Origin of the sequence: Flavobacterium rhamnosiphilum (assembly GCF_004349195.1) — a bacterium.
Lineage (GTDB): Bacteria > Bacteroidota > Bacteroidia > Flavobacteriales > Flavobacteriaceae > Flavobacterium > Flavobacterium rhamnosiphilum.
The window spans coordinates 288,270-308,560 of record NZ_SMLG01000004.1 but is presented as its reverse complement, the minus strand read 5'-3'; the positions used below and the strand labels follow the sequence as shown (position 1 = coordinate 308,560).

Sequence of the window (20,291 nt, the reverse complement as noted above, 5' to 3'; positions counted from 1 at the left end):
TCTTTTAAAAAAGTGAATCCAATCAAAAAAATAAAATTCGACATCAAACTTCAACATCATATTTGGTTTTGGGGGGTGTTTTTTTTAGTGAATTTTCTACGCTGGGGAGCTTATTTTAATGATTATATGTATTCTTTAAAATCAAATTTGCTTGAATTTTCACTGCATATCCCATTGGTATACTTCAATACATTTGTCCTGATACCTCGTTACATCATGGCTTCAAAATATTACAAATATACCCTAGCCTTATTATTGTGTTTGGCTATCGTTTATTTTTTAAGAACCGAATTAACATACTATTTTATTACCCAAAATGTCTTTCCTGAAGCCAACAGAGAATACAGCCCCTTTGAAATCAATCATATTGTAGCAGTAGTCATCGGCGAAATTTATGTTTTAGCCATTGCGTCCTCAGCCTTTTTCACTTTGACTTGGTTAAAAGAAAGAGAGCGAAATTTAGTTATGCGAAATAATCAATCTAAAATGAAATTAAAATATCTGAAAAATCAAATTCAGCCTCATTTTTTCTTCAATACGTTAAACAATCTTTATGCTTTATCCTTAGAATCTTCTGATAGAGTTCCTGATGTAATCATAAAACTTTCAAAATTGATGGAGTATGTATTGTATGATGTCAAAGGAACCAAATTTGTCCCATTGATGAAGGAAATAGAATATATCCAAAATTATATAGAAATAGAAAAACTTCGTTTTGAAAACGTGGAAGTAGCTATTAATTTGGAATCAAACATTGAGGATATCAAAGTTCCTCCTTTACTGCTTATTTCGCTAATAGAAAATGCGTTTAAACACGGAGGGATAAACAATAAAAAACTGAAAATTAAAATCAATTGTAAAGTTATTGATGACGCCATATTACAATTCGAAATATTAAATAATTTTGTACTTTCACCAACTATAAAAAGTAAAAAAGGAATTGGTTTAACAAATACTAAAAAGAGATTGAAATTAATTTTTCAAAGCAATTTTAAACTGGAACAAAAAGTAAAGTTCAATTATTATATCATCCGTTTGCAAATACCTATTGAAAATGAAGATTAAATGTGTTTTGATTGATGATGAACCGTTAGCTACAAAAGTCCTGTTAAATTATTTCACTAATTTTTCGGACTTTGAAATTATTGGGACATTTTACAACCCTATAGAAGCACTGGAATTTATAAATAACAACACTATTGATGTTGTATTTTTAGATATACATATGCCTGTAATGACTGGATTTGAATTGATTAAATTAATTGAATATAAAACTAAAATCGTCATTACCACCGCTTTTAGGGAGTTTGCAGCCGAAAGTTATGAATTGGACGTTTTAGACTATCTGGTAAAACCCATACCGTTACCCCGATTTATTAAATGCATTCATAAAATTGAAGCCGAGTTCAATTTAAAAAACAACATCAAAGTTGAAAGCCATCGAATTGAACCCTACATTTTTATCAAAGTAGATAAAAAAATGATTAAAATCACGCTCGATGAAATCCTGTTTATTGAAGGAATGAAAGAATACATAAAAGTTGTAACTACTGACAAAACCTATATTACACATAAATCATTAACCTCATTATCCGAAGAATTGCCTTTGGATCGATTTATGAGAATTCATAAATCCTACACTATAGCGATTGACAAAGTAAAATCTATAGAGGGAAATCGAATTCAAATACTTTCCTATACCTTACCCATTGGGCGAAATTACAGTAAAGAGGTAAAAAGTAAAATTTTAGAATAACTTGTATCTTCAATTTTTGAAACCAAATAAAACACATTGTTGAACAAATAGTGTTGTTTGTTTAAATTTAACAATATTTGTTATAAATTATTTTTTTCTAAAATACGTAACAAATATATTTACGGTCTTGCAGCAAAAAAAGAAATAATTAAATTAAAAAAAAACCAAAAAAAATTATGAGTTCAGAAAATTTGCAAACCAAATGGGGACAATTTATTCCTTTAGCCACCGTATTCTTCTTTTGGGGATTTGTTGCAGCAAGCAACGACATTTTAATCCCCGTTTTCAAAACCGCTTTTAACTTATCACAAGGAGAAAGTCAATTAGTATCTCTTGCTTTTTACATTGCTTACACTGTAGGTTCATTGATATATATGGGAATTTCCTATTTAATGAAAGAAGATTTAGTAAACAAAATAGGATATAAAAATGGTTTATCATTAGGATTGGCTATTTCTGCTTTGGGTACATTATTGTTTTATCCAGCAGCAAACACAGGTTCTTTTCCATTAATGTTATCTGGCTTATTTATAGTGGCTCTAGGGTTTTCTTTACAGCAAACTGTTGCCAATCCATTAGCTATTGCATTGGGACCTATTACAACTGGTTCTCAACGTTTGACTATGGCTGGTGGAATTAATAATCTTGGAACTACTATTGGTCCATTAATTGTGAGTTTTGCTATATTTGGTTCTAATACAGGTGGTACATCAGCAATGAGTATAGAAAGTGTCAAAATCCCTTATTTAGTATTAGGATTGGCTTTCTTACTTGTAGCCATATTATTAAAATTTTCTTCTTTACCAGACAAACCAGCATTGGTAGTTGAAGATGAGAATAACGAAAGTGGAATTTCAAGAAAATCAGCTTTACAATATCCACAATTAGTTATGGGAATGATTGCTATATTTTTATATGTAGGGGTTGAAGTTTCAACTGCCAGTAACCTTCCTGCTTATATGGAAAGTAAACTAGGATTTTTGACCCAAGATGTAGCTCCTTATATCTCCTTATATTGGGCTAGTTTAATGATTGGTCGTTGGACTGGAGCTGTTGAAGCCTTTACAAGCGACATGAGTTTACAAAAAATACTTCGTTTTATTGCACCTTATTTGGCATTTGGGGTTTTCTTAGCCGTTAATGCAATAGCAAAACACGATCTGACTCCTTTCTATATCTACGGATTAGTTATTTTAGTATTAATTGCAGCTGATATTGCCAGTAAAGGAAATCCGGCAAGAATGTTACTTATCTTTTCAGTCTTAGGAATTATTGCTCTTTTAATAGGAATGACTACAAACGGAATGGTAAGTGTGTATGCATTTACAAGTGTTGGTTTATTTTGTAGTACACTTTGGCCTTGTATCTTTACTTTAGCGGTTAGCGGATTAGGAAAAAATACCAGCCAAGGAAGTAGCTTCTTGATTATGATGATTATGGGTGGAGGAGTTATCAGTTGGTTACAAGGATTTGTTTCTGAAAGCATCGGAATCCAAAGCAGTTATATAATTGGTGTTCTTTGTTTTGCTTATTTGGCTTTTTACGCTTGGAAAGTAAGTGGAATTCTTAAAATACAAGGAATCAGTTTTGATAAAAAAATATCCGGAGGACATTAAGATTTTTAATTGCTGATTAATGATTTTAGATTAACGATTGTTATACTATCTAATACAAAGCATTCTTAAATTACTAAATACCGAAACAAAAAAACTCCCATTTTGCTAAGCATAATGGGAGTTTTTATTTATACCGAAATCTCAAATCAGAAATCGTTACCCGAGGCTGAAAGGCGAACAGGCGAAGCAATCTGCAATCTCAAATCTATTTATTTCCTTTCTCGAAATCAGCAACAAACTGTGCCAATCCAATATCAGTCAATGGGTGTTTCAACAAACCATAAATGGCAGATAATGGTCCAGTCATAACATCAGCACCAATTTTTGCACAGTTTACAATGTGCATCGTGTGACGAACTGAAGCTGCAAGAATTTGAGTTTCATAACCGTAGTTATCATAAATCAATCTGATTTCTTCAATCAAAGCCAAACCGTCAGTAGATACATCATCCAAACGGCCAATGAATGGAGAAACATAAGTAGCACCTGCTTTTGCAGCTAATAAAGCCTGACCAGCCGAGAATACTAAAGTCACATTCGTTTTAATTCCTTTATCAGAGAAATATTTAGCAGCCATAACACCTTCTTTAGTCATAGGCAATTTTACCACAATTTGCTCATGTAAATCAGCTAATTCTTCTCCTTCTTTAATCATTCCATCGTAATCCAAAGCATTCACTTCGGCACTTACATCACCATCAACAAGGTTACAAATATCAACATAATGTTTCAAAATGCTATTTTTACCCGTAATTCCCTCTTTTGCCATCAACGTTGGATTTGTAGTAACGCCATCCAAAACGCCTAATGCCTGTGCTTCCTTAATTTGAGCTAAATTAGCCGTGTCAATAAAAAACTTCATAATATATCTATTTAATTGTGTATTTTTATAAGGCAAAAGTAAGTATTTTGTAGTGAACAAAAAACCCCGATAACATTTTAATGCATCGGGGTTTACTTATTTAAATAAAAAAAGAAAAACACCTTTGCAAATTTCCTTTTAGATTTTTTTTATTTTAATGCTCTAGTAAAAATAATTTTATTGTTATTATCTAAATAAACTTTTCTGTGAATTATAGTGTCTGGATTTAATTTTACTACCTCAACTTTATAATAAATATCTTTGCCTTTAAGTTTAGATAATTTTTCTAAATCTTTGCTATAACGGTCTGAATATCTACTAACTCCCTCTAAATAAGATTTATTAAATTCCATTCTTCTTAAATATATCTTTAATTCAGTCGTTGACATATCATCTAATGAACTAATTCTATATTTTCCTAAATTATATTCTTTCTGAAATTCATCAAGCTCCTTATTGGCGATATCTAATTTCTCCTTGTCAAAATCAATAATTTCTTGGTATACCTCTCTGTCCGACATTTCGATACAATTATAGTTAATATCCTTTTTTTCTATTTCAAATAGATTACGTTCAATATCATTTTTAACAATTTTTAATTGCTCATTATTTTTGGAGCAAGAAAAAATAGTTATTGATACTACGATAACTAGAATAAACCTTTTCATATTTGACTTTTTTAATTAATTTAAATGTAAGATTTTTAATGCCATAAACAAATTATTAAATAATATTTACCAATCTTTTTTTGAATTTGTTACTTCATTTGAATTGATATAATCCAGTAATGATTTATTTAATTGGTTGAAATACTCAGGGATTGCTTTTTCTGCTATTTTATAACGTCCTCTAACATCTCCATTTTTTTTATACAATTCATTGTTAATGTCTTCTGTAATATGATAATTCCCCCAACCTCCACTACTATATTTGCTGGGTTCTGTATAATCTTGTATTTCAAGAACATCAAATTTATACTTGCCGTCTTTAACGCTTATTTCAAAGGTGTATTTATTTTCTGATACAAAGGTAGTTCCAAGTACAGAGAAAGTTGTTAGCCCTGAAGTTACACCGTTAATTTTTACATACTCATCTTTAATTTCAGAAGCAATAACGGATTCAGGATTTTTATATGTTGTCTTTATCCAATTTATTACCTTTTGGTATATTTCAGATTTAGTTTTATTAGGTATATCAGTAATAATGTAATCAGTTAATCCTAACTTATCAAACTTAAATTCTCTGTCTTGTGCGTTTGAAATAAACCCAATAGCCAATGCAACTATTAATAATAATTTTCTCATTTTATTTGTTTTAAATTTTCTCAAATATAACAAAATTGTAGGCATTTATGCGTACATATAAAAAATAAATCTTGTGACTTTTGGGATATGGATATTTCAGAAGAAATTTTTATTGCAAATCTTGGTGTTCACATAAGGCAATTGCGTGAAAAGAAAAATATGTCCCAACAAGATTTGGCAAATGATTGTGCTATTCCTAAATCACAAGTCGCTAGAATAGAAAGAGCCAAAGTAAATACAACTGTACGTACCCTAATAAAAATTGCTAATGCTTTAGAAATAGAACCTAAAGAATTGTTGAATTTTTCTATAAAACAGTAACTTTTTCTTTACTGATTTTACAATAAATTATTTTTATAAGTACGCATCTTTTATTGGCTTTTAAAGATTTAAAACAATAGTATGCAAAGGATTTAAGTTTAAAATTACAACTTATAATGATTCATAAGCATTTTTTCATATACTTTATCCGGTAAAATTCTCTTCAAGACAATCGAGAACTTTTGCATAAAAACACCCACTTTATAATGAATTTTAGGTTCAGAAGTTTGGATAATTTTATACACCGCTTCTGCCATTTCATTAGGATTACTGCCACTATCGACATGCTCATCCATTGTTTTCAATGTATTTCCATACGGACTTTCGTAAGCAGAACCATTTATGACTGGAGCATGAAAACGTCCCGAAGCAATATTAGTCGCAAAATCACCCGGAGCTACATTTGTAATATGAACGCCAAAGGATTTCACTTCCATGCGCAACGCTTCAGTTATGATTTCAAGAGCACCTTTAGAAGCTGAATAAATACTTCGGTATGGCAAACCCATATACCCCGCAATAGACGTAATATTGATAATCAATCCCGATTGTTGTGTACGCATTTGTGGCAACACCGCTTTCATCACTTCAATTGGACCGAAGAAATTAGTCTCAAAATTATTTTTGATTTCATGCATTGGAATTTCTTCCAGCGGTCCTGTAATTCCAACACCGGCATTATTGATTACAACATCCAATCTTCCTGAAATAGCAATTACTTTGGCTACAGCCGTATGAATTGAATCCGTATCCCGGACATCTAAAGCGACCAATGGAAAAACCGAATTTAAAACTCGTTCCGGATTTCTGCTTGTTCCATAAACAACAAACCCTTTTTGATGTAAAAACTCACCAATAGATTTTCCTATTCCCGAGGAACCTCCTGTAATTAGAACTACTTTATTCATGATTATAGTTATGGATTATGGGTTATGAGTTAATGGATTATGGACTCCAACTCCTAACCTCTTACTTAGAATTGTCCAAAAATAAAAAAATCCTCCCGAAGGAAGACTACTTTTGTAAGAAATAAAAAAAATGGCAAGCGACCTACATCGCACCGCTCAACCACGTACCCTTGCTATGTTCCCATCCTGGGGGAGTCTGCAGGAGCTGGTCGTGTAGGACTTGCCAGTGCAAATATACAAACTTTTTATATTTTTGCAAGTGCTTTGCACCTAATAAAATAACGTTGTATATTGGGGTATTCAAATTTTACACTATGAAAAATTATAACATACTATCTATCATTTTATTAGGAACCTTACTGGTTAATTGTGGAGATACAAAAAAAGGTGAAAATTCTTTATTTACCTTTGATAATTCTAAATTCAAGGAGCAATACCAGCCTCAAGAAGCGCTTTCTTTGGAGATTTTGAACTCCAATTCAAAAACTATAGACAGTATTATTTACTATGTAAATGATAAAAAAATTGGTTCAAAAAAGGGAGTTGACAAATTAACTTTTGAATTAAAGGATCAAAAATTAGGCTACCAAAACCTAAAGGCTTTAGTTTATTATGAGGGACAAAACTCAGAAGCTACCACAAGAGTGGAATTAGTTTCTAATATTCAGCCAAAATTATTAAAATATACCATCGTAAATACCTATCCACACGATATTCAAGCGTACACTCAAGGATTAGAATTTTATCGTGACACGCTTTATGAAGGAACCGGAAACGGTTCAGGTCCATCAGGAAAGAGAGGAATCTCCAGCTTAAGAAAAACAAATTATAAAACGGGGGAAGTCTATAAGAAAGTAGAACTGGCAGATAAATATTTTGGGGAAGGAATTACGATTCTAAATAATAAGGTCTATCAATTGACTTGGAAAAATAATGAAGGATACGTTTATAATGCAGATACTTTCAAAAAAGAAAAGACTTTTACCTATTTTAAACAAATCGAAGGTTGGGGATTGACCAATGACGGAAAATATCTGTACCAATCGGACGGTACAGAAAAAATTTGGATTATTGACCCAACAAACCTCAAAGAAGTAGATTACTTAAATGTATATTCTTTTGAATCAAAAATAAAAGCAGTCAATGAACTGGAATGGATTGACGGAAAAATTTATGGAAATGTCTATCAAAAAGATGCCATTGCAATCATAAACCCTAAAAATGGCGCTGTTGAAGCAATAATAAATCTTGTAGATTTGACTAAAAAGATTACTAAATTAGAAGATACAGACGTTTTAAACGGAATCGCCTACAATCCAAAAACAAAAACCATTTTTATAACCGGTAAAAACTGGGATAAAATGTTTGAAATCAAAGTTTCAGAATAATTTTTATACAAATGACAACGCTAATTATAAATATCAAAGAATTACTTCAGGTTCGGGAAACTTCGATTGCTAAAGTTTCCGGTGCTGAAATGGCGATTCTTCCAACGATCAAAAATGCCTTTTTAGTAATTAAGGACAATTTAATTGCTGATTTTGGTTCTATGGAGAATTTACCTCCAATACATGCCGACAAAACGATTGATGCAACCGGAAAAATGGTTTTACCTTCTTGGTGTGACAGTCATACGCATATTGTTTATGCCGGCAATCGCGAGCAGGAATTTGTAGATCGAATCAATGGCATGACCTATGAAGAAATTGCCAATCGTGGCGGTGGAATCTTAAATTCAGCTAAAAAATTGAATGAAACGACCGAAGAGGAAATCTACAACCAATCCAAAGCTCGGCTGGAAGAAGTCATGCGTTTAGGAACCGGAGCCGTTGAAATCAAATCGGGATATGGATTGACATTCGATGGAGAACTAAAAATGCTACGCGTGATTCAACGATTAGCTCAAAACTATCCAATAACTATAAAAGCAACCTTTCTTGGAGCTCATGCTTTTCCATTGGAATATGCAACAAATCACAAAGGTTATATAGATTTAATCATTAACGAAATGCTCCCTGAAATTGCAAAACATAAACTGGCAGACTTCATCGATGCATTTTGTGAAACCGGTTATTTTACTGTTGATGAAACCCAACAAATCATGGAAGCTGGAATTAAATTTGGCTTAAAGCCAAAAATCCATGTCAATCAGTTCAACTCCATTGGAGGAATTCAAGCTGGAGTAAAATACAATGCCCTTTCTGTAGACCATTTAGAAGTTATGAAACCGGAAGATATTGAAGCTTTAAAAAACACCGAAACAATGCCTGTCGCTTTGCCTTCGTGTTCCTATTTTTTAAGTATTCCGTATACACCAGCACGAGAAATGATAGCGGCCGGACTTCCTCTCGCTCTCGCAACTGATTACAATCCTGGTTCTACTCCATCGGGAAACATGAATTTTGTAGTGGCAACCGCTTGCATCAAAATGAAAATGACTCCCGAAGAAGCCATAAATGCCGCCACAATAAACGGAGCCTACGCAATGGGAATTTCAGAAACCCACGGAAGCATAACTGTTGGCAAAAAAGCAAATCTAATACTAACAAAACCTATTCCATCCTACTATCAATTACCATATGCTTTTGGCAGTAATCTAATTGACACTGTATTGATCGAAGGTGAAATTTTTGCATAAAAAAAGAGGAACATTACGTTCCTCTTTTTTATTTTGTACTATTGCTTGCTCTTATCTTAAAACAAAACTTGTTTTAGAAACCAATATATCTCTATCAAAAATATTGATAAAATACGTTCCTTTAGCAAAATCTTTTCCTTTTAAATCCTCAGAAACTTGAATTGTTTTGTTTTCATATTTAACATTCGTTAAAAAACTGTATGTTAAAGTATTTTCTCCAAAAGTCTCCGTTTTTTTATCGCCTAAAACATTGTTTTTACTGTCAATTACTTGAACATAATATGTTTTATCACCAGATTTAGCAATTTGATTTTCAGCAATTGTAAAATTAACTCTAAGAACGTCAGCTCTGCTCGCTTTATCAGTTTCGATTTGTTTACCAGAACTTCTTAATTTAAAAGCAGATCCTCTAGTGTTTAAAACCGTCAATTTTGAACCAATTTCAACCGCTTTTGCCAATTCTTCATTTTGACCAGTCAATGCTTCTACATTCTTTTTAGTCTCTCCTAATACCACAACCGTACTATCACGTTGCGTAGTAAGTGTTGTATTTGCCTTTTTCAACCCATCATTTTCAGCCATTAAAACCTTCATGTTTCCTTGCAAAGCATTGAATTGGTTTTTGTATTTTGACAATGAAGCTACATCGCCTTTAGATTTACTCAAATCAGACATTAAGTTTACCACTTTATCTCTTTCTTGAATCAATTCATCAGACATTGATGTGTTTTCTGCAATTGCAGCATCATACGTTGACTTTAATTCTTGTAAGTCTTTCATAACTGATTCTTTTTCAGTCATTGTGGTTTTCAATTCTGTTTTTACGATCTCTGTGTCAGAAGTCATTTTAAAAATATAAACTAAACTTCCCACTAATAAAATAGCTAATACTGCTACAACCGCTTTAAGACTTGAACTGCTTTTTTGATTTTCCATCTTTCTAATTTAATTTAATTTATTTTACAAATTTAACAATATATAACCACGTAATAACGTAAGTTAACGTAATTATATTATTTTTGGGAAAAAAATATTTTTTTTGATGGAAAAAATCATCCCATTTACTATTAAAGATCTTGCAAAAATTACGAACCACAGAAGTGGCGAAATAAAATTTGGAGAAAAAATGATAACCGTTCCAAAAGAGACCGATCCTGTTGATTTTCTAAAAACTTGCGAGGCAAAATATGTCTTGTTTGGAATTCCGGAAGACATAGGTATAAGGGCTAATTTCGGCAGGCCTGGCGCTGCATCAGCTTGGGATAGCGCCATTAAAAGCATCGCTAATATTCAGCATAATCGGTTTTGTAAAGGAAACCAACTTATTGTATTAGGCCAGTTGAATGTTAGTGCCGAAATGAGAGAAGTAGAACATTTGGATTTTAATGATATTGATGATCGATCCAAGTTAAGTCAATTAGTAGAAAAAATTGACAAAGATGTTTCCCATATAATCTTCAACATTGTAAAACTGGGTAAAATTCCTATAGTCATAGGCGGTGGCCATAATAATTCTTATGGAAACATAAAAGGATCTGCACTCGCAAAAGGCAAACCTATTAATGCTATAAATTTTGATGCCCATTCTGATTTTAGAATTTTAGAAGGACGTCACAGCGGTAATGGTTTTTCATATGCTTATGAAGAAGGTTTTTTAAAAAAATATTTTATTTTTGGTTTACACGAAAATTACACTTCCAAGAGTGTATTGGACATCATTAAAAAAATAGAAGACCGCGTACGCTACAACACCTATGATAGCTTAAACATTAGAAAAGAAAAAGAGTTTAATCAAGAAATGGATCTAGCTTTAGAGTTTGTAAATGATGATTTTTTCGGAATCGAGATTGATTTAGATTCAATTCCAAACATTGCCAGCAGTGCCATGACATTGAGTGGTTTCTCAGTCGAACAACTTCGCCAGTTTATATCCTTTTTTGCAAAAAATAAAAATGCAGGGTATTTACATATTTGTGAAGGTGCACCTGATTTAGGCGAAGAAAAAAACAACCATTTAATAGGAAAGCTTATTGGGTATTTAGTAACTGATTTTATTAAATCTAATACGATGTAGCCTTTTTTATTGATGAATTTCTGGATTTAAATTCCGGAAATTCTAATCCTAGAATACCATATAAACAATCATCAAAAATAATAATACTATCTTTGCGACGCTATCTATGTACTTAATACAAGATATTTAATACCAAAAATATGTTATTCGAAGATTTATCGCTCTCAAAAAGTATACAAAAAGCCGTATTTGAACAAGGCTACCTTAACCCCACTCCTATTCAAGAACAATCTATCCCTATTGTATTAGCGGGAAGAGATTTAATAGGTTGCGCACAAACCGGAACTGGAAAAACAGCCGCATTTGCTATTCCAATCATACATCAATTACACCGAATTGTGGGTTCTTCAAAAAAAGCCAAACAAATTCGTGCTTTAGTAGTTACTCCAACCCGAGAATTAGCAGTCCAAATTGGGCAAAGTTTTGATACTTACGGTAAGTACACAAATCTGACACAACTTACTATTTTTGGAGGCGTTTCACAAAATCCGCAAGTGGATACCTTAAGAAATGGTGTGGATATTTTGGTCGCAACACCGGGAAGATTGCTTGATTTACACAAACAGGGTTTTATTGATTTAGATCACTTGCACACTTTGGTTCTTGACGAAGCAGATCAAATGCTTGATATGGGATTTGTAAATGATGTAAAGAAAATTGTAAAGCTTACGCCAAAAAACAGACAAACATTATTTTTCTCAGCTACAATGCCAATGGCTATCAGGGAATTAGCAGAAATGTTTCTAACTGATCCAGCAACAGTAACCGTATCGCCAGTTTCGTCTACCGCCGAAAATGTAGAACAACGCGTTTATTTTGTTGAAAAAACAGAAAAAAGAAATTTACTGTATCATTTAATTAAAAACGAAAATCTATCCGATGTTTTGGTTTTTTCAAGAACCAAACACGGTGCTGATAATGTTGTAAAAGCATTACGAAAAAATAATATTGCCGCAGAAGCCATTCACGGTGACAAATCACAAAATGCAAGACAACGCGTTTTGGACGCTTTCAAAAACAAAGAAGTTGGTGTTCTTGTAGCGACTGATATTGCAGCGAGAGGAATTGATATTGACCAATTGCCTTTTGTAATTAATTTTGATTTACCTAATATTCCTGAAACCTATGTTCACCGTATTGGTAGAACCGGTCGTGCGGGAAATGGAGGTATTGCAATTTCTTTTTGCAGTAAAGACGAACATACCTATTGGAAAGACATTCAAAAACTAATAAAAGTGGATGTAAAAACCGTAAATGACCATCCTTATCCTTGGCATTCCGGAAGCCCGGAAACGGCTCCTGAATCTCAACAAAAAAATTCAAACCGTAGTGGTGGAGCTCACAAATCGAGAAAATCAGAAGTTTCCAAACAAAATAAAAAACGCTGGTATTAATTAGATACCAGTCTTTAATTTTTATCTGTAAGAAATGCCTTTTGTCAACAAAACAAAAGGCATTTTTAATACATAACCTCCTTATTTTGAGTTAATTATATGTTAGTTGTTTTTAAATAAATAAAGATTTTATTAAATTTGTTATCATTTATTTTATTCACTTGATATCATTATTCTAAATAATTTAAAAATACAAAATCATGGGAACTTTAGTTAAAAGAAACAGCTCATTTCCAACAGTGAATACCCTTTTTGATGATTTTTTTTCAAAGGATGTATTTGATTGGTCTGATAAAAATTTTTCTACTATAGGCAGTAACTTACCTTCAGTAAACTTAAAAGAAACAGATAATAAATTAGAAGTTGATCTGGCTGCCCCAGGCATGAAAAAAGAAGATTTCAAAGTTGAAATTGACAACAACATGCTTATGATATCTTCAGAGAGAAAAGAGGAAAAAGAGGAAACAAGAAAAAAAGATAATTACGTTAGAAAAGAATTTAATTATCAATCATTTTGCAGAACTTTTACTTTACCTGAATACATTGATGAAAGTAAAGTTGAAGCCAGCTATAAAGATGGAATTTTGCATATAGACATTGCCAAAAAAGAAAATGGCAAGAAAAAAGCGCATCAAACTATAGCCATCAAATAAATACTATTTAATATAAATCATTAAAATCGTTAAGCCTTTAGAATCAGTAACTGGTTTTGAAAGCTTAACGATTTTGATTTTAATGCAAAATCTATTAAAATCAAATTTTTTCAAAACAAGATTACATAAAAATAAATCAAGCAATACTTTTAGGTTTTGATGTTAGAATACTGATGATTTCAAATAATTTAATCGAATCAAAAGGTTTTATGATGATATCATTGATTCCGGCTGAAAGAGCTTCTTCGGTTATTTCTGCTTTATCAAATGCCGTTAATGCTACGATTGGTATGTCTATACCTTTTAGACGAATCTTTCTGGTAGTTTCAAAACCATTGATCAAAGGCATATTAATATCCATCAATATTACATCAAAATTCTCTTTTTCCAGTATTTCCAATGCAGCGTAACCATTGTCAACAACACTGCATTTATAGTTGTTCTTTTCTATAGTTTTTCTAGTAACCAATTGATTAATATGATTATCCTCCACTACTAAAACATTGATTGTTTGAACAGAAGTAATATCAACTTGAATGTTTTTGATGATCTCATTTGTCTTCTCAGGATTAAATTCAAATGCAATTACAAATTTGAATGACGTTCCTTTTCCTATCGCACTTTCGAGCGAAATATCGCTATTAAACAATCCTAGCAGTTGCTTTACAATGGAAAGCCCTAAACCGGTTCCTTGATAATCAGTCTCTTTTCTTCCAACCTGGACGAATTTATCAAAAATCTTATCTTGGTCAGCAGCTGCAATTCCTATTCCATTGTCTTGAATTTTAAATTCTAAAAAATGAGATTTTCCTTCTACTCTCATCAAGTTTACACTTATGATTACTTCTCCTTTTTTTGTAAATTTCAATGCATTACTGACCAAATTCATAATGATTTGAGAAAGCCTTAACTTATCACCTATTAAGTATTCCGGAATAGTAGGATCAACATTCACTTGAACAACATTATCATTCGTTTTAGCGATAAAAGATAATGAACTTTTAATCATATTAATTTCGTCAGAAATATTAAAACTCAAATTTTCAAGAATAATTCTATTGTCTTCAATTTTATTAATTTGCAGAATATCATTCACTAATGATAATAAATATCTGGCTGAAAATTTAAGAGAACTTAAATGTGGACTATGCTCTAATTCTTTATGTTCATCAAGTAACATATTAGTAATTCCTACTACACCGTATAAAGGAGTCCTTAATTCATGACTGATTGTAGAGACAAATTGTGATTTTAATACGGAAGCTTCTTCTGCTTTTTCTTTGGCAATTATTAATTCCTTATTGGTTTCAGAAAGCTCAGCATTCGTTTTCTTCTTATAATTATTATTTTTGAATAAAGAATAGAGCAATAGCAACAATACTAAAAATATAACAATAAATAGTAGTACTATAGTTTTAGATTTTTCTAAACTTTGAAGTTGAGCCTTTTTTTCAATTTCAATTTTGTCTATTTCCCTTTTATACTCGTCTAATTCTAAATTTATTCCTGCTACAGTTGCTTTATCAAGTTTTTCTTTATTGTAGAGTTCATCAGTAATTACATTATAACGTTCGAGATTTTCATATGCTTTTTTATGATCTCCTTTTTTCAATAAATATTTAGAGTATTCTAGATGCGCAAAGGACAAGTCTGACTTTTCATTTCCTGCTTTTCCAAATTTTATAGCACTTAAAAAAAATGATGTCGCTTTATTATGGTTTTCTTTGTATGCATAATACATTCCATTTAGCATATTTAAAGCTACAACGGTTGTTTCATCACCATATTTTTTATTGTATTTATTGATGAATTCCAAACTTGGCAAACCTTTTTCAAAACGACCAATATCAAAATAAGCCCAAGCAATATTAAGTTTGGTCATAAAAACCTGATTAGTGTCTGCTAATTTTTGACTGTACTTAAGGGAGTTTTCATAAAATTTTATTCCTTCTACATATTGTTTTTTCTCAAAACAATAGATATTACCTAAATTGTTATTTATCCTTTTTCTTAAAATGTCATTATTCGTCTTATCAGCATAGGATAGACTCTTGTTATAGAAAAATATGGCTTTATCAAATTCGGCCATCTCAGCATAATTCGCTGCAATTGTAATATAGCAAATAGCAGTAGCATATAAATCATTAGCGTCAATAGCGGAACGAAGTGCTACTTTAGAAATATCCAAAGATTTTTCAAAATTAGCATCTTTTAAGTATTGAGATGCTTGATCCGTTAATTTAGTGATTTCTTTCTTTGAATATATTTTTGTCTGTGCAATTGAATTATTACCAAAATAATTTAATACAAACAATAGTAACAAAACAATCCGTAAATGATACATAAACAATTAGAGTTTATCAAATATACATTTTTTAATAAAAAAAGGAGCCATATACACACATTATATATTAAAATAAACAGAATAAATAGATATTCAAAAAAGAGCACTACTAGCCGTAAAATTAAAAAATGTTTCCAATTTAATTTTTAAACATAAAAAAACCTGCTCAACTAATTGAGCAGGTTAAATATATCATTTACCAGAAAAACTTAAAATTACAGCTATTCTGAAATTACAGCTTCATTTTCATCATCACCTTCCCATTGACCAACAACGGATGTAGCCAAGGCATTCCCTAAAACATTTGTTGCACTACGAAACATATCGCAAAAATGATCTATTGGTAAAATTAATGCGATTCCTTCAATTGGAATGTCAAACATACCGCAGGTTGCAGCAACCACTACTAAACTTGCTCTTGGAACACCTGCAATACCTTTGCTGGTAAGCATTAAAACTAAAAGCATGGTCATTTGTGTTCCTAAATCTAAATCGATTCCGTAGGCTTGAGCAATAAAAATACTGGCAAAAGTCATGTACATCATACTTCCATCCAGGTTGAAAGAATACCCAAGTGGTAACATGAAAGAAACAATTCTGTCTTTTACTCCAAAACGTTCTAATTCTTCCGTTAATTTTGGAAAAACTGCTTCGCTACTGGTTGTTCCAAAAGCAATAATCAAAGGGCTCACAATTCTTTTAAGTAAAACGGTCATTCTACTTTTTAGAAAAATATAACCTACTACTATTAATACCAGCCAAAGTGATGAAATTCCCACTAAGAATGAACCAAAAAATTTGAAATATGTAATCGCTAATTCCTGAAAATCTCTTACGGCGAATACTCCGGCAATCGCACCAAAAACACCTATTGGAGCAAACTTCATTACGTAGTTAACCATTTTAAGAACAATATGAGAGGTTTTATCTAAAGCATTTGTAACAGGCTTTACATAATCTCCCAATGCTGCTGCCGCTAAACCAAAGAAAATAGAAAAAATTACAATTTGTAAAATTTCATTGGTAGCCATTGCTTCAAAAATACTTTTTGGTACAATATGCTCTATAAAGTTTTCAAAGGATATATTTTGAGTTTTTGCAGTAACTTCTGAGACAGAGGCTAAATCAACATTTGATAAATTAAGTCCAACTCCCGGTTCAAGTATGTTTACAAAAAACATTCCCAATAATAACGATACGAATGAAGCCGTAAAAAACCAACCCATTGCTTTACCGCCTATTCTTCCTACTGCTTTAATATCACCCAGTTTTGCAATTCCTACAACAAGCGTTGTAAAAACTAATGGCGAGATAATCATTTGAACTAATCTAATGAAAATTGTTGCGAGGATTTTAATTTTTGCACTAAAGCCTTGAGCTGCTTCTGGAGAAATTGAATTATGAATTATAATTCCCAGAATGGCGCCCAAAACCATAGCTATTAATATTTGTCCTGTTAATCCTGAAAAAAAAGATGGTTTTTTAGTTGTTTTGGTATTCATTAAATTGATTGTTAGGTTTTAGTCTTAGCCCTGATTATTTCACTTCACTTTTATTTTCATAAGAGTTCCGTGAACTTTAAAACAGCATCCTTTTCCTGTTTACAGTAAAGAAAGATAAAGTATAAAGCAGGAAAAGCTTCAAAAATTAATATTAATAGGTTTTGTTTATTAAATAAAAATCAGCAAGTACAATGGCAGCCATTGCCTCAACTATAGGCACTGCACGCGGCACTACACAAGGATCATGACGCCCTTTTCCAGTCATCTCGGTAATATTACCTTTGTTATCCAATGATTCTTGTTTTTGCATAATTGTAGCTACAGGCTTGAAAGCCACACGGAAATAAATATCCATTCCATTACTAATTCCGCCTTGGATTCCTCCTGAAAGATTCGTTTTAGTAGTTCCGTCAGGATTGTATAAATCATTGTGCTCGCTTCCTTTCATCTTAGCTCCGCAAAAACCACTTCCAAATTCAAATCCTTTTACGGCATTAATAGAAAGCATGGCTTTGCCCAATTCAGCATGAAGTTTGTCAAATACCGGCTCTCCTAAACCAATAGGCACATTTTGAATCACACAAGTTACGGTTCCACCAACAGTGTCCCCTTGTTTGCGAATATCACGAATATATTCCTCCATAATTACCGCTGATGCTTCATCAGGACAACGAACAGGATTATTTTCAGTTTTTGAAAAATCTAATTCTTGGTATGGTTTTTCTAAAAAAATAGGACCTACTGAAGAAACGTAAGCGTTGATTTTTATTTCTGGTAACATTTGTTTGGCTACCGCTCCAGCCACCACTCTGCTGGCGGTTTCACGTGCAGAACTTCGTCCACCTCCACGGTAATCACGAACACCATATTTTTTCTCATACACATAATCGGCATGACTGGGTCTGTAATTATCTTTTATATGAGAGTAATCGTCTGATTTTTGATTGGTATTCGGGATAATGAAACCTATGGGAGTTCCAGTTGTTTTACCTTCAAATATTCCGGAAAGAAATTGTACATCATCCGGCTCTTTACGTTGGGTAACTATAGCCGATTGACCCGGCTTTCTTCTTGACATTTCAAATTGAATTGCATCTAAATCTATAGTTATTCCAGGAGGGCAACCATCTATTATACCGCCTAATGCTTCACCATGTGATTCTCCAAAAGTTGTTATTCTAAATAGTGTTCCGTAGCTATTTCCTGCCATTATAATTAGTTTTGAACAAAAGTACCATTTTAGTTTAAAGTTTAAAAGCTTATCCCGAGATTTCGGGATAAAGTTTTAAGAAACATTTCACATTTATTGATATTAATTTAATCTTGTCTTAGATTTCTTAACCTTTAATTTCATTTCTATTGCTAATAATTCTATTAATTTGGTAAACTTCAAATTCAAATACATTGAAAAAAAGAAAAGTCGAGTTAGTGGTGATTTCTGATGTGCACCTTGGAACTTTTGGTAGTCATGCTAAAGAACTTTATAATTATTTATCTTCTATAAAGCCTAAAACGTTAGTCTTGAATGGTGATATTATAGATGTATGGCAGTTCCGAAAATCCTACTTTCCAAAAGCACATTTAAAAGTCATACAAAAAATTATAAGTTTTGCATCCAAAGGGACTAAGGTTTACTACATCACAGGAAATCATGACGAAATGCTCCGAAAATTTAGCGACATGAATATGGGTAATTTTGCATTAGTGGACAAATTAGTATTAGACCTTGATGACAAAAAAGCTTGGATATTTCATGGCGATGTCTTTGATGCTTCTGTACAACACTCAAAATGGATTGCCAAACTTGGCGGTTTAGGATATGATTATTTAATACTTTCAAACCGTTTTGTCAATTGGTGTTTGTCAAAATTAGGAAGAGAACCGTATTCTTTTTCTAAAAAAATAAAAGCAAGCGTCAAAAAAGCAGTAAAACACATTTCTGATTTTGAGAAAACAGCCACCGAATTAGCTATAGAAAACAACTATGACTATGTTATTTGTGGGCATATCCATGAACCGAAAATGATTCATAAAGAAAACAAAAATGGTGCAACTTTGTATTTAAATTCCGGGGATTGGGTGGAGAATTTGACTGCATTGGAATACAATAAAAAGCGTTGGAAATTATATAGTTATTCCGAAACAAACTATGTTGAAGAAGAAAATCTTTTTGAAATGGAAGATATTTTAAGCAATCAAATAGTGCCTTCAGCGCTTTTCTCGAAACAAAATATCCTAATGTAATGCCAATATAAAAAAGGTATCAAAATTCTAAAAAAACGTAAATTATATAACTTTTCTTTAAAATTTTATAAAATTCATATCCTACTAAATCATACATTTGTAGCTATAAAAACTTACTTATGAAAAAAATTATTTTATCGGCAATAATGTTAATTGGATTAGCATTTACCGCACAAGCACAAGACATTTCGAAAAACGCATTGGGATTACGTTTAGGTGGTAATAATGGTTTTGGTGGAGAACTTTCTTACCAAAGAGCATTAGGAAGCAACAATAGACTTGAACTTGATTTAGGTTGGAGAAACAGAAGTAACTACAACAATAATGGTTTTGATGACAATGCAGTAAAATTAGCAGCTTTGTACCAATGGGTATGGAACATTGATGGTGGTTTCAACTGGTATGCTGGTGTAGGTGGTGGTGTAGGAAGCTACAGTTATGATGACAATGACAACAATTCATTTAATGAAACGTTTGTATTTGCTGCTGGAGATATTGGTATTGAATACAATTTTGACATTCCTTTGTTAATTTCATTAGATTTCAGACCTGAGTTTGGAGGAAATGGATATTACGAAAACAATTACGGTTCTGATATTGCACTAGGACTTAGATACCAATTCTAATATTTTTAGAAAACATATTAAAAACGCCACTATTTCTAGTGGCGTTTTT

At 32.0% G+C, this 20,291-nt stretch carries 19 protein-coding genes and 1 other RNA gene; 11 read left to right on the top strand and 9 right to left on the bottom strand.

The annotated features are described in order from the left end of the window. Positions 1–12: 12 nt before the first annotated feature. The 3 genes from E0I26_RS07860 to E0I26_RS07850 all read left to right on the top strand — a co-directional run bounded on the left by E0I26_RS07860 (position 13) and on the right by E0I26_RS07850 (position 3,372). The gene (locus E0I26_RS07860) at positions 13–1,065 is read left to right on the top strand and encodes a sensor histidine kinase (protein ID WP_131915934.1); all 1,053 of its coding nucleotides are present in this window, start codon (positions 13–15) and stop codon (positions 1,063–1,065) included. Then, positions 1,055–1,756, top strand: coding sequence for a LytR/AlgR family response regulator transcription factor (locus tag E0I26_RS07855; RefSeq protein WP_131915933.1), 702 nt, complete (start codon positions 1,055–1,057; stop codon positions 1,754–1,756). The genes E0I26_RS07860 and E0I26_RS07855 overlap by 11 nt, the downstream gene beginning before the upstream one ends. Positions 1,757–1,932: 176 nt before the next feature. Then, a complete protein-coding gene (locus E0I26_RS07850; RefSeq protein ID WP_131915932.1) occupies positions 1,933–3,372 on the top strand; it encodes an MFS transporter in 1,440 nt (479 codons plus the stop codon). A gap of 205 nt (positions 3,373–3,577) precedes the next feature. Here the strand turns inward: E0I26_RS07850 and fsa are convergent, their stop codons facing one another. From fsa to E0I26_RS07835, 3 genes are all read right to left on the bottom strand, one after another. Next, positions 3,578–4,234 (bottom strand): fructose-6-phosphate aldolase, encoded by a 657-nt coding sequence (gene fsa / locus E0I26_RS07845; protein WP_131915931.1) that lies wholly within the window; start codon positions 4,232–4,234, stop codon positions 3,578–3,580. A 149-nt stretch (positions 4,235–4,383) separates the two neighbouring features. After that, positions 4,384–4,902, bottom strand: a complete 519-nt coding sequence (locus E0I26_RS07840) for a hypothetical protein (protein WP_131915930.1) — start codon at positions 4,900–4,902, stop codon at positions 4,384–4,386. A gap of 66 nt (positions 4,903–4,968) precedes the next feature. After that, positions 4,969–5,538 (bottom strand): DUF4468 domain-containing protein, encoded by a 570-nt coding sequence (locus tag E0I26_RS07835; protein ID WP_165929423.1) that lies wholly within the window; start codon positions 5,536–5,538, stop codon positions 4,969–4,971. Between the two features lie 87 nt (positions 5,539–5,625). On the opposite strand from E0I26_RS07835, the gene E0I26_RS07830 reads away from it, so the two are divergent. Then, positions 5,626–5,859, top strand: a complete 234-nt coding sequence (locus tag E0I26_RS07830; RefSeq protein ID WP_131915928.1) for a helix-turn-helix domain-containing protein — start codon at positions 5,626–5,628, stop codon at positions 5,857–5,859. Between the two features lie 104 nt (positions 5,860–5,963). Here the strand turns inward: E0I26_RS07830 and E0I26_RS07825 are convergent, their stop codons facing one another. Then, on the bottom strand, positions 5,964–6,767 hold the full coding sequence (locus tag E0I26_RS07825) for an SDR family oxidoreductase (RefSeq protein ID WP_131915927.1): 804 nt from the start codon (positions 6,765–6,767) through the stop codon (positions 5,964–5,966). 128 nt (positions 6,768–6,895) lie between these two features. After that, positions 6,896–6,993: signal recognition particle sRNA small type (gene ffs / locus E0I26_RS07820), an RNA gene on the bottom strand. A gap of 88 nt (positions 6,994–7,081) precedes the next feature. On the opposite strand from ffs, the gene E0I26_RS07815 reads away from it, so the two are divergent. Further along, positions 7,082–8,155 carry a glutaminyl-peptide cyclotransferase gene (locus E0I26_RS07815; protein WP_131915926.1) on the top strand — a complete coding sequence of 358 codons (1,074 nt, stop codon included), beginning with the start codon at positions 7,082–7,084 and terminating at the stop codon, positions 8,153–8,155. Between the two features lie 11 nt (positions 8,156–8,166). Next, positions 8,167–9,405, top strand: a complete 1,239-nt coding sequence (gene hutI, locus E0I26_RS07810; protein WP_131915925.1) for an imidazolonepropionase — start codon at positions 8,167–8,169, stop codon at positions 9,403–9,405. Between the two features lie 51 nt (positions 9,406–9,456). Here the strand turns inward: hutI and E0I26_RS07805 are convergent, their stop codons facing one another. After that, a complete protein-coding gene (locus tag E0I26_RS07805) occupies positions 9,457–10,341 on the bottom strand; it encodes a hypothetical protein (protein WP_131915924.1) in 885 nt (294 codons plus the stop codon). Between the two features lie 106 nt (positions 10,342–10,447). On the opposite strand from E0I26_RS07805, the gene E0I26_RS07800 reads away from it, so the two are divergent. The 3 genes from E0I26_RS07800 (at position 10,448) to E0I26_RS07790 (ending at position 13,526) form a co-directional block, all read left to right on the top strand. Next, positions 10,448–11,479, top strand: a complete 1,032-nt coding sequence (locus E0I26_RS07800) for a formimidoylglutamase (protein WP_131915923.1) — start codon at positions 10,448–10,450, stop codon at positions 11,477–11,479. 140 nt (positions 11,480–11,619) lie between these two features. Further along, positions 11,620–12,873 (top strand): DEAD/DEAH box helicase, encoded by a 1,254-nt coding sequence (locus E0I26_RS07795; RefSeq protein WP_131915922.1) that lies wholly within the window; start codon positions 11,620–11,622, stop codon positions 12,871–12,873. A 200-nt stretch (positions 12,874–13,073) separates the two neighbouring features. After that, on the top strand, positions 13,074–13,526 hold the full coding sequence (locus E0I26_RS07790) for an Hsp20/alpha crystallin family protein (protein ID WP_131915921.1): 453 nt from the start codon (positions 13,074–13,076) through the stop codon (positions 13,524–13,526). Positions 13,527–13,662: 136 nt separating this feature from the next. Here the strand turns inward: E0I26_RS07790 and E0I26_RS07785 are convergent, their stop codons facing one another. The 3 genes from E0I26_RS07785 to aroC form a co-directional block, all read right to left on the bottom strand. After that, on the bottom strand, positions 13,663–15,870 hold the full coding sequence (locus E0I26_RS07785; protein WP_131915920.1) for a response regulator: 2,208 nt from the start codon (positions 15,868–15,870) through the stop codon (positions 13,663–13,665). Between the two features lie 221 nt (positions 15,871–16,091). After that, positions 16,092–17,372, bottom strand: coding sequence for a dicarboxylate/amino acid:cation symporter (locus E0I26_RS07780; RefSeq protein ID WP_131915919.1), 1,281 nt, complete (start codon positions 17,370–17,372; stop codon positions 16,092–16,094). A 151-nt stretch (positions 17,373–17,523) separates the two neighbouring features. Continuing rightward, positions 17,524–18,582, bottom strand: coding sequence for a chorismate synthase (aroC, locus tag E0I26_RS07775; protein WP_131915918.1), 1,059 nt, complete (start codon positions 18,580–18,582; stop codon positions 17,524–17,526). Between the two features lie 194 nt (positions 18,583–18,776). Between aroC and E0I26_RS07770 the strand changes: the two genes are divergently transcribed. Further along, positions 18,777–19,616 (top strand): UDP-2,3-diacylglucosamine diphosphatase, encoded by an 840-nt coding sequence (locus tag E0I26_RS07770; protein WP_131915917.1) that lies wholly within the window; start codon positions 18,777–18,779, stop codon positions 19,614–19,616. A gap of 119 nt (positions 19,617–19,735) precedes the next feature. Next, positions 19,736–20,242, top strand: coding sequence for a hypothetical protein (locus E0I26_RS07765; RefSeq protein WP_131915916.1), 507 nt, complete (start codon positions 19,736–19,738; stop codon positions 20,240–20,242). Positions 20,243–20,291: the final 49 nt, after the last annotated feature.